General features: G+C 64.0%; 9 protein-coding genes. 6 read left to right on the top strand and 3 right to left on the bottom strand.

The window, feature by feature from the left end:
* A complete protein-coding gene (locus tag F2S13_RS27305) occupies positions 1-2,316 on the top strand; it encodes a fimbria/pilus outer membrane usher protein (RefSeq protein WP_246238017.1) in 2,316 nt (771 codons plus the stop codon).
* A gap of 58 nt (positions 2,317-2,374) precedes the next feature.
* The gene (locus tag F2S13_RS27300) at positions 2,375-3,466 is read left to right on the top strand and encodes a fimbrial protein (RefSeq protein ID WP_166366822.1); all 1,092 of its coding nucleotides are present in this window, start codon (positions 2,375-2,377) and stop codon (positions 3,464-3,466) included.
* Here F2S13_RS27300 and sixA read toward each other — a convergent pair.
* From sixA to F2S13_RS27285, 3 genes are read right to left on the bottom strand one after another with little or no spacing between them, the layout of a single operon-like run.
* Complete coding sequence (sixA, locus tag F2S13_RS27295; RefSeq protein ID WP_166366820.1) at positions 3,457-3,939, bottom strand: phosphohistidine phosphatase SixA; 483 nt, start codon at positions 3,937-3,939, stop codon at positions 3,457-3,459. The two genes, F2S13_RS27300 and sixA, sit on opposite strands and share 10 nt — an antisense overlap.
* Positions 3,936-4,277 carry a DUF4389 domain-containing protein gene (locus tag F2S13_RS27290; protein ID WP_166366818.1) on the bottom strand — a complete coding sequence of 114 codons (342 nt, stop codon included), beginning with the start codon at positions 4,275-4,277 and terminating at the stop codon, positions 3,936-3,938. The genes sixA and F2S13_RS27290 overlap by 4 nt, the downstream gene beginning before the upstream one ends.
* Positions 4,278-4,294: 17 nt before the next feature.
* Positions 4,295-5,320, bottom strand: coding sequence for an NAD(P)H-dependent glycerol-3-phosphate dehydrogenase (locus F2S13_RS27285; protein WP_166366816.1), 1,026 nt, complete (start codon positions 5,318-5,320; stop codon positions 4,295-4,297).
* A 163-nt stretch (positions 5,321-5,483) separates the two neighbouring features.
* Between F2S13_RS27285 and F2S13_RS27280 the strand changes: the two genes are divergently transcribed.
* The 4 genes from F2S13_RS27280 to fabB all read left to right on the top strand — a co-directional run bounded on the left by F2S13_RS27280 (position 5,484) and on the right by fabB (position 10,261).
* Entirely contained in the window at positions 5,484-6,383 is a 900-nt protein-coding gene (locus F2S13_RS27280; RefSeq protein ID WP_166366814.1) for an ABC transporter substrate-binding protein, read from the top strand.
* A complete protein-coding gene (locus F2S13_RS27275; RefSeq protein WP_166366812.1) occupies positions 6,380-8,308 on the top strand; it encodes an ATP-binding protein in 1,929 nt (642 codons plus the stop codon). The genes F2S13_RS27280 and F2S13_RS27275 overlap by 4 nt, the downstream gene beginning before the upstream one ends.
* A 205-nt stretch (positions 8,309-8,513) precedes the next feature.
* Positions 8,514-9,029: a 3-hydroxyacyl-[acyl-carrier-protein] dehydratase FabA gene (gene fabA / locus F2S13_RS27270; RefSeq protein ID WP_166366810.1), complete on the top strand. Its 516-nt coding sequence runs from the start codon at positions 8,514-8,516 to the stop codon at positions 9,027-9,029.
* Between the two features lie 11 nt (positions 9,030-9,040).
* Entirely contained in the window at positions 9,041-10,261 is a 1,221-nt protein-coding gene (gene fabB, locus F2S13_RS27265) for a beta-ketoacyl-ACP synthase I (protein WP_166366808.1), read from the top strand.
* Positions 10,262-10,346 lie beyond the last annotated feature (85 nt).

The following is a 10,346-nucleotide window of genomic DNA, read 5'->3' as shown; positions in this document are numbered from 1 at the left end:
CTGGGCAGCAGCAATGAACTGGCCGCCGGGCGCTACCGGGTCGAGATCCAGGTCAACCTCAGCGATTTCGGCCAGCGCGAGATCGACTTCAGCGAAGGCGCGGATGGCACCGGCCTGCAGCCTTGCCTGAGCGCCGAACTGCTCGGCGAAATGGGGCTCAAGCTCGACAGCCTGGCCGAGCCGCTGCCGGCGTCGGTCAGCTGCGTCGACCTGCCGGCGTTCGTGCCCGGTGCCCAGATGGCGTTCGACAGCGGCCAGTTGCTGTTGTCGATCTCCATCCCGCAAATCGCCCTGCGCCGGGACGTGGTCGGTTACGTCGACCCCGAGCGCTGGGACTACGGCATCAATGCCGCCTTCATCAATTACCAGGCCTCGGCCCAGCACAACAGCAGCCGTACCCGGGGCAACAGCAGCAGCCAGGACCTGTACCTCAACAGCGGCGTTAACCTCGGTGCCTGGCGCCTGCGCAGCAACCACGCCCTGCGCCAGGACGAAGACGGCGACCGCCAGTGGACCCGCGCCTACACCTATGCCCAGCGCGACCTGCCCGGCACCCGCGCCAACCTGACCCTGGGCGAGACCTTCACCGGCGGCGACGTGTTTCGCAGCCTGCCGTTCAAGGGCGTGCTGGTGGCCTCGGACCTGGGCATGCTGCCCGACGTGCTGCAAGGCTATGCGCCGATCATTCGCGGCGTGGCGCAAACCCGGGCCAAGCTCGAAGTGCTGCAGAACGGCTACCCCATCTATTCCACCTACGTCGCCCCCGGCCCCTATGAAATCGACGACCTGGGCCTGGCTGGAGGCAGCGGCGAGCTGGAAATCGTCCTGACCGAAGCCGACGGCCAGGTGCGCCGGTTCACCCAGCCCTATGCCACCCTCGGCAACCTGTTGCGTGAAGGGGTCTGGCGCTACAGCGCGGCCCTGGGCCGCTACAACGGCGCCGACCACCTGGACGACCCGCTGCTGTGGCAAGGCACCCTGGCCCGGGGCAGCGGCTGGAACTCGACCCTGTACGGCGGCTGGCTGGCCAGCGATTTCTACCATGCCGGCACCCTGGGCGTGGCCCGGGACTTTGGCGCGATCGGCGCGCTGTCGTTGGATGTCACCCAATCGCGCAGCGAACTGGGCAACGAGATCGGCCAGGTCCAGGGCCAGAGTTTCGCCGCCCGCTACGGCAAATCCTTCCAGACCCGCACCAACCTGCGCTTCGCCGGTTACCGCTACTCCACCGAAGGCTACCGCGACTTCGACGAGGCGGTGCGCCAGCGCAGCGCGCCTTCGACGTTTCAGGGCAACCGCCGCAGCCGCCTGGAGGCCTCGGTGTACCAGAACGTCGGCCAACGCAGCTCGCTGAGCCTGACCCTGTCCCAGGACGACTACTGGAACCGCAACGACCAACAGCGCCAGTATCAGTTCCAGTTCAACACCCAGTATCGCAATGTCAGCTACAACCTGTTCGCCTCCCAGTCGCTCGACGACCGCAACCGCGACAGCCGCTTGCTCGGCCTGAGTGTATCGGTGCCGCTGGACTTCGGTCCGTCGAGCAATGCCACCTTCGACTTCCAGGACAATGCCGGGCGCCATAGCCAACGGGCCAGCCTCAGCGGCGGGGCCGACGACAACCGCCTGAACTACCGCGCGTCGGTCAGCAATGACGAGCAACAGCAGCAATCCGGCGCCCTGTCGCTGGGCTACCAGAGCGCCTACGCGGGCCTGGGCGCCGGTTACACCCAGGGTCGCGACTACCGCAACCTGTCGCTCAACGCCAGCGGTGCCGTGCTGCTGCACGCCGATGGCATCGAGCTCGGGCCGTACCTGGGCGAAACCACGGCCCTGGTCGAAGTGCCCGGCGTCGCTGGCGTGGGCGTCGAGAACGCACCGGGGGTCGTGACCAACCAGCGCGGTTACGCGCTGGCGCCGCACATGCGCCCTTACCGGGTCAATCAGGTGGTGCTGCAAACCGACCAGCTCGGGCCGGACGTCGAGATCGACAATGGCTCGGCGCAGGTGGTGCCGCGCCGGGGGGCGGTGGTCAAGACCCGTTTCGACGCCCGCTCGGTCACCCGCCTGGTGATTACCGGGTTGCAGGCCGATGGCAGCCCCCTGCCCTTTGGTGCCCAGGTCAGCGATGGCGACGGCAACCCGCTGGCCGTGGTCGGCCAGGCCGGTCAGGCACTGATCGCGACCCATGCCCAGGCACAGACACTCCACGTGCGCTGGGGCGAGCAGGCCGGGCAGCAGTGCCAGCTGGCCGTCGACCCGGACAGCATGCAACAGGCCCAGGGCTATCGCCTGCAGACGCTGACCTGTCGCTAACCCCCATCGAAAGGCGCGAAAGCCCGTGCTTCGCGCCCGCCCACCAGGAAACATCGCTATGACTGCAACCCGTCGCTTATTCACTTGCCTGGGCCTGCTGGCCGCGAGCATCCATTCGCTCAACGCCATGGCCGACGACCAGCTCGGTTGTTGGTGGCTGGATGGCAGGCCTGGCCCAATGTCCTTCAATCTGGACGCCGGCACGCTCTGGGTACCGCGCGATGCGCCCATCGGCACGCCCATCGGCGCGGTCGATCGCTTTCTGCAACGCGGCAATGATCAAGGGGTCACCATGTACTGCTGGAATGACGGCAGCGTGCGCCTGACCGTGGGCGTGAACCCCAGCGTACCGGTGTTTCCCGGCAGCCTGCCGCCGATCAATGGCGAAGACGTCACCGGCAAGGTCCTGCAAACCAACATACCCGGCATCGGCGTGCGCATACGTTTGCAGCATCCCTTCGACGGCAGGGCCAGCAACGCCTTCGTCCCCAATGGCTCACCGACCGTCCCCTTCGACGGGTTTCATGAACAGCATGCCGGCGCCACCTTCATCCCCTTGGCGGTCATCCGCAGCTACGTCACACTGGTCAAAACCGGACCCATCGCGGCGGGGCCACAAGCACTGGACGGGCGAGAGCTGTTCAGCGGGACGTTCACCGATGTCGGCAGGGCTTTTGGTTATCATTTGACCGGGACGGTGATCCAGGCCCAATGCAGCCTGACCAGCCGCGCCGTAAGCGCTGACCCGGTGCAGTTGGGCGAGTGGGACCTGGGCGACTTCACGGGCCCGGGTTTTACCACCGCGCCGGTGCCCTTTCAGATCACCCTGAACAACTGCGAAGACGATCCCAACGGCAGCGTCGCCCGCGCGCATATCCGCCTGGAGGGTGCTCGCGGCTCACTGCCCATCGAACCCGATCGCGGCCTGTTCAGCCTGACCAGTGACTCGACGGCAGAAGGGTTGGGGATCCAGATGTTGCAAGGCGACGGTATGACACCGGTCACCTTGAATACCGATGTGCCAGTCATCCAGCTCTCGCCGTCAGGCGATACGGTGCTGCCGTTCCAGGCCCGCTTCTACCAGACCGAAGCCACCGTGCGCCCGGGCCGGGCCGAGGGCGCACTGAACTTCACCATCAGCTATCGATGACCCGAGCCCTCAGGGTGGCTGATACCGCACAGGCGCATGGCCCCGGCCATGGCCCAGTCACCTTCGAGCTCGGCCAGACTGGCGGTGTGCATGCTGGGGAGTTCGCGGGACTGCCCGTCTTCGAGCAGCCCGATCAACAGGCTCACCAGGGGCTGGTGGCTGACCAGCAGCACATGCTTGAGGCCCGCTTTTTCCAGGTCGTCCAGTTCGGCAATGATCGCCTTCGGATCGGTATCGCCGATCAGCCAGGGCACCAGTCTTGCCGGTTCGTCCAGGCCCAGGGCTTCGCGCACCAGTTCGGCGGTCTGCCGGGTGCGCACGAAGGGGCTGGCGTAGATGGCATCGAGTGGTTGCCCCAGCAGCTTCGCCGCACTGCGCAACACCTCTTCGCGACCGTGGGCGGTCAGCTCGCGCTCGGCATCGGTGCGGGTTTGCGGCTCGGCCTGACCGTGGCGCAGCACCCAGAGTTTCATAGCTTGGGTTCCTCGTCGCGCACCGGGTGCGCGGCCGGCGGCACTTGATGGGCGGCCTCGCCTTCCGGTGCGCGCGGGGTCGGCCAGTCGGCAAACGGCCAGGGCTTCTGGTCGCTGTGGAAGCTGCCGAAACGGCCGATCTGGGCCAGGAACTGGCTGAGGCTGTCGCCGAAGTTCATCAGGCTGGCGCTCGGTGCACCGTAGAACAGGCGATACACCACCTGCACCAGTACCACGACACCCAACAGGGTTTGCGCCACTTGCCAGATCAGCAGGAAGACCAGCATCCAGAGGATGCGCAATACGATGGATTCACGTTCTTGCGTGGATTGATTCATGCCCTGCTCCTTGAGACTCAAATGAAACCGCTGGTGGAAATGAAATCGACATCGGTTTTCGGCTCGCCGCGCATCAGCAGCTCGATCACCTGATTGAGGGTGCGCCCTTCGAACAGGATCGCATGCAAACCCGCGACCAGCGGCATGTACACCTGCAGCTCCTGGGCCCTGGCCTTGAGTACCTTGAGGGTGTTGACGCCTTCGGCCACTTCGCCAAGCCGGGTGACCGCCTCTTCCAGGCTCAGGCCTTCGCCCAGGGCGAACCCGACCTGGTAATTGCGGCTCTTGGGCGAGGAACAGGTAACGATCAGGTCGCCGACCCCGGCCAGCCCCAGGAACGTCATGGGGTTGGCGCCCAGGCTCACGGCAAAGCGGGTCATTTCCGCCAGGGCGCGGGTAATCAGCATGCTCTTGGTGTTCTCGCCCATGCCCAGGGCCACCGCCATGCCGGCGATGATGGCGTAGACGTTCTTCAAGGCACCGCCCAGCTCGACGCCGAAGCGGTCGTTGCTGGCGTAGACCCGGAAGGTGCGCCCGTGCAGGGCCTCCTGGACGCGCTGGCAGAGTTCGTCGTCTTCGCTGGCGACCACCGTTGCGGTCAACGCGTGCTCGGCCACTTCACGGGCCAGGTTGGGGCCCGAAAGCACGCCGATGCGGGCATCCGGGGCGATTTCCTGGAGGATTTCGCTCATCAGCTTGAAAGTGTGCGCTTCGATGCCCTTGGTCAGGCTGACCAGCAGCTTGCCCTTGAGGCAGTCGGCATGGGGCGCCAGCACTGCGCGCAACGCGCTGGACGGCAGGGCGACGAAGATCAGGTCGCAGGCCTGCAAGGTCGCCAGCAGATCGGTGACAGGCTCGACCCCGGCGTGCACCTTGATGCCCTTGAGGTAGCGCGGATTTTCGCGATGAGTGCGCATCGCCTCGGCCTGTTCGGGGTCGCGCATCCACTGCCGCACGCCCAGGCCGTTCTCTGCCAGCAGATTCGCCACGGCGGTACCGAAACTACCCCCTCCAAGAACTGCAACAGGCTGCTGTTCAGTCATATCCAATCCATTAAAACCAATAAAAGTGGCGATGCCTTGCATTATACGGTGCGATACTGCGTCGACCAGTGGGTATGACCGATTCAGCGGCTGGAAATGTCTGACACCTCGGTTACCATGCGCGGCTGGAAGTCATACCTCATTTAACATCTGGCGTTCTAGCATGGTCCTGAGTCGATGTCTGTTCTGGCTGAGCGTGGTGAGCCTGCTGCTGGCCTCTTCCGTGCATGCTGCCGATGTGTTGCTTACCGCCATCGAAGACAGTCCAGGCATACGCGCCTTCACCGCGGAACTGAGCAAGCGGCGCCCCCAGGATCAGGTCCATTTCAGATTGCTCGCGGACCTGCCGGTGCCCGGGCGGCTGCCCGACGCCACGCGGTTGATCCTGCTCGACGGACCCAGCCTGGACTGGCGCTTGCAGGAGGCCCGGGGGCCGTCGACCCTGGTGATGCGCATCAGCCGGATCCAGGCCAGGCAACGCCTGGGCAGCTACCGCCCGGGCCGGTTGAGCCTGCTGTGGAGCGACCCGCCATTGTCCCGCCAGGTGAATCTGGCGCGCATGATTCTGCCAGCAGCCAGGCGCATCGGCGTGCTTTATGGGCGCAACAGTGCATTTCTGCTGGATGAATTGCGCAAGGCGGCCGCTCCCCTGGGGCTGGAAATCGTCACTCAGTTCTGGACCGACACCACGGACAATCACGCCGTGCAAACACTGCTCGGAGAATGCGATGTACTGCTGGGCCTGGACGATGCGGACCTGTACAACCCCAAGACCGCGAAAAGCCTGCTGCTCAGCAGCTACGCCGGGAAACGGGCGCTGATCGGTCCCAATGCCGCCTTCGTCAAGGCCGGCAGCCTGGCCAGTACCTACAGCGACCAGGCCGACTGGCTGGCCATCGTCGATGATTTGCTCGACCGCCCTCCCGCCAGTTGGCCGCGCACGCTGTACCCCAACCGCTTCAAAGTGGCGAGCAACGCGCAAGTCGCCCGCTCGCTCGACATCGAACCGATCGACGAGCTGGCCGTCGCCAACGCCCTGGCCAAAGGAGAAACCCGCCCATGAGCCTGCGCCTGAGCTGGGACATCCACACCCGCACGCAGATCCTCTGCCTGGGCCCGGCGCTGCTGTTGACGCTGCTGCTGATCAGCTTCTTTACCTTCGTGCGCCTGCAGGACCTGCACCAGGAAATGAACCACACCGGCCAGCTGATCGCCAATCAGCTGGCACCGGCGTCCGAATACGGGGTGATTTCCGGCAACAACGAAGTGCTGGAAAGCCTGATGCGCGCGACCATGGCCATTCCCCATGTGCGTTTTCTCGAGGTTCAGGACAACGCCAACCATACCCTGGTGTCGGTCGAGCAACCCGGGGCAGCTCAAACGCACGCACAATTGGTCGAGGTGTTCCAGGCGCCCATTCGCCTGCAGCGAATAAAACTGCAGAACGACTTCTTGCAAGGCGCCAGTCAGCCCCTGCCCAACACCGCCGAAGATTATCTGGGGCGCGTGATCGTCGGCATGTCCAATGACGCCTTCAACCAGCGCCAGCAGGAAATCCTGTTCAAGGCGGCCATCCTGGCGTTGTTCGCCCTGCTGTTCACCTTCTGGCTGGCCCGGCGTCTGGCCTTGAGCCTGTCCAAGCCGATCAGCGACATGGGCCATGCGGTCAAGGCGATCCAGGAAGGCGATTTCAAGGCGCCGCTGCCGATCGTCGACGATGCCGAGCTGGGCGATCTGGCCCAGCACATCAATAACCTGGCACAGGGCCTGGAGCAGGCCAGCCATGAGCAACAGAGCGCCATGGCGCAGTTGATCAAGACCCGCGAGGAAGCCGAGCGCGCCAACAACGCCAAGTCGGAATTCCTGGCCATGATGAGCCATGAACTGCGCACGCCCATGAACGGCGTCCTGGGCATGCTGCAGCTGCTCGAAACCACCGCCATGAGCGATGAACAGAGCGAGTACACCGCCCTGGCCACCGAATCGACCGAACACCTGCTCAAGGTGATCAATGACATTCTGGATTTCTCGCGCATCGAGCGCACGACACTGGAGCTCGAACACATTCCGTTCAATCTTGCCGAGCTGATCAACAGCTGCGCCCAGGCCTTCGCCCACAGCGCCCAGCAGCGCGGCCTGGCACTGAGCCTGCAGACACCGCCGGGGTTCGAGCAGTTGCACGTCGAAGGCGACCCGACCCGGATCCGCCAGGTTCTGGTCAACCTGATCGGCAATGCGCTGAAATTCACCGAGGCCGGCAGCGTCAGCATCGAGCCCCACTGGCAGGTACTGGATCATCAACTGATCTGGTTCACCTGCACGATCCGCGACACCGGCATCGGCATCAGCCCCGAGCGCCTGGAGATGATGTTCGTCGCCTTCCAGCAGGCCGACAGTTCCATCTCCCGCCGTTACGGGGGCACGGGCCTGGGCCTGTCGATCGCCCGCACCCTGGCCGAACGCATGGGCGGCACCCTGCGCGCGCAAAGCGAAGAAAACCGTGGCTCGGTGTTCACCCTGGAAATGCCCCTGGCCCTGGGCGAACAGCCTTCATTGCCGAAGGTGACTCACACCACCTTGAGCGAGAATGGCCAGGGCCGGCGCATCCTGCTGGTGGAAGACAACCCGGTCAATCAGGCGGTGATCGAGGCGATGCTGCGCAGCCTGGGCTTCAACGTCTGCGTGGTGGGCGACGGCGCCCAGGCCATCGATCAGGTCAGGGAACACAGCTTCGCTGCCGTCTTGATGGACTGCCGACTACCGATCGTCGACGGCTATCAGGCCACCGAGCGCATTCGTGAGCTGCCCGGCACCGGCTGGCTGCCGATTATTGCCTTGACCGCCAATGCCTTGCAGGGCGACCGCGAGCGCTGCCTCAAGGCGGGAATGAACGATTATCTGGCCAAGCCGTTCAAACGGACGGATTTACAGCAAATTCTGCAGCGCTGGGTGCCCGGAGAGCGAGCCTTGGCTGGCGATAAATGCTAAAGTGCGGCAGTCTAAGAGGCTGGATCGGGCTGTCGACGCCTCCCAAATAATAATTTCAGTGCACAAGTGTACTTCTCGTCCTCTGTGCTGTGACTTTCACTACAACGCAATAGTCTATGTGTAGGCTGCCGCCTCAAAGCCTTTGGCTTTCGAGTCGGCCGGGAAGATTTGCCCCCTGCCGCACAGGGACTATTGAGGAGCTCGCATGACCAAACAAAACGCCTTTACCCGGGAAGACCTGTTGCGCTGCAGTCGCGGTGAGCTGTTCGGCCAAGGTAACGCGCAACTGCCCGCCCCGAACATGCTGATGGTCGATCGCATCACCCACATCAGTGCCGAGGGTGGCAAGTACGGCAAAGGTGAATTGGTCGCCGAGCTTGATATCACGCCGGACCTGTGGTTCTTCGCCTGCCACTTCGAAGGTGACCCGGTGATGCCGGGCTGCCTGGGCCTCGATGCCATGTGGCAGCTGGTAGGTTTCTTCCTCGGCTGGCAAGGCCTGCCGGGCCGTGGCCGGGCGCTGGGTTCGGGCGAAGTGAAATTCTTCGGCCAGGTACTGCCGAGCGCCAGCAAAGTTACCTATAACATTCATATCAAGCGCGTCCTGAAGGGCAAGCTGAACATGGCCATCGCCGATGGCTCGGTCAGCGTCGACGGCCGCGAGATCTACACCGCCGAAGGCCTTCGGGTCGGCGTCTTCACCTCCACTGACAATTTCTAAGGGTTATCCGCATGCGCCGCGTCGTTATCACTGGTCTGGGCATCGTTTCGTGCCTGGGCAATGACAAAGAGACCGTCTCCGCAAACCTGCGTGCAAGCCGCCCTGGCATCCGTTTCAACCCGGAATATGCCGAAATGGGTCTGCGCAGCCAGGTTTCCGGCTCCATTGACCTCAACCTCGAAGAACTGATCGACCGCAAGGTGTTCCGCTTCGTCGGCCACGCCGCTGCCTACGCCTACCTGGCAATGCAGGATGCGATCAAGGATTCGGGCCTGACCGAAGAGCAGGTGTCCAACCCGCGCACCGGCCTGATCGCCGGCTCCGGCGGCGCATCGACCCTGAACCAGATGGAAGCGCTGGACATCCTGCGCGAAAAAGGCGTCAAGCGCGTCGGCCCATACCGCGTCACGCGGACCATGAGCAGCACCGTTTCGGCCTGCCTGGCCACGCCGTTCAAGATCAAGGGCCTGAACTACTCCATCGCTTCTGCCTGCGCCACCAGTGCTCACTGCATCGGTACCGCCATGGAACAGATCCAGATGGGCAAGCAGGACATCGTTTTCGCCGGCGGCGGTGAAGAAGAGCACTGGAGCCAATCGTTCCTGTTCGACGCCATGGGCGCACTGTCCAGCCAGTACAACGACACCCCGGAAAAGGCCTCCCGCGCCTACGACAACAAGCGTGACGGTTTCGTCATCGCCGGCGGTGGCGGCATGGTCGTGGTCGAAGAGCTGGAACACGCTCTGGCCCGTGGCGCGAAGATCTACGCCGAAATCGTTGGCTACGGCGCGACGTCCGACGGCTACGACATGGTCGCCCCGAGCGGCGAAGGCGCGATCCGCTGCATGCAGATGGCAATGTCCACCGTCGACACCCCGATCGACTACCTGAACACCCACGGCACCTCGACGCCGGTTGGCGACGTGGCCGAGATCAAGGGCGTGCGCGAAGTCTTCGGCGACAAGGCTCCGGCCATCAGCTCCACCAAGAGCCTGTCGGGTCACTCCCTGGGCGCCGCCGGCGTTCACGAAGCGATCTACTGCATGCTGATGATGGAAGGCAACTTCATTGCCGGCTCCGCCAACATCGACGAACTGGACCCGGCGGTTGCTGACCTGCCGATCCAGACCAAGACCGTCGAGAATGCCAAGATCGATACCGTGATGAGCAACAGCTTCGGTTTCGGCGGCACCAACGCCACCCTGGTGCTCAAGCGCTGGACTGGCAAGTAAGGGTCGTTGACCTTTATGTGAAAACGCCCCGACTGGTTCGGGGCGTTTTTGTTTGTGGCGTATTTGAGGGCCTCATCGCTGGCAA

The organism is Pseudomonas akapageensis (genome assembly GCF_011355085.1).
Lineage (GTDB): Bacteria > Pseudomonadota > Gammaproteobacteria > Pseudomonadales > Pseudomonadaceae > Aquipseudomonas > Aquipseudomonas akapageensis.
The sequence above is the reverse complement of the archived record's forward strand: the minus strand, read 5'-3'. Positions and strand labels throughout refer to the sequence as shown.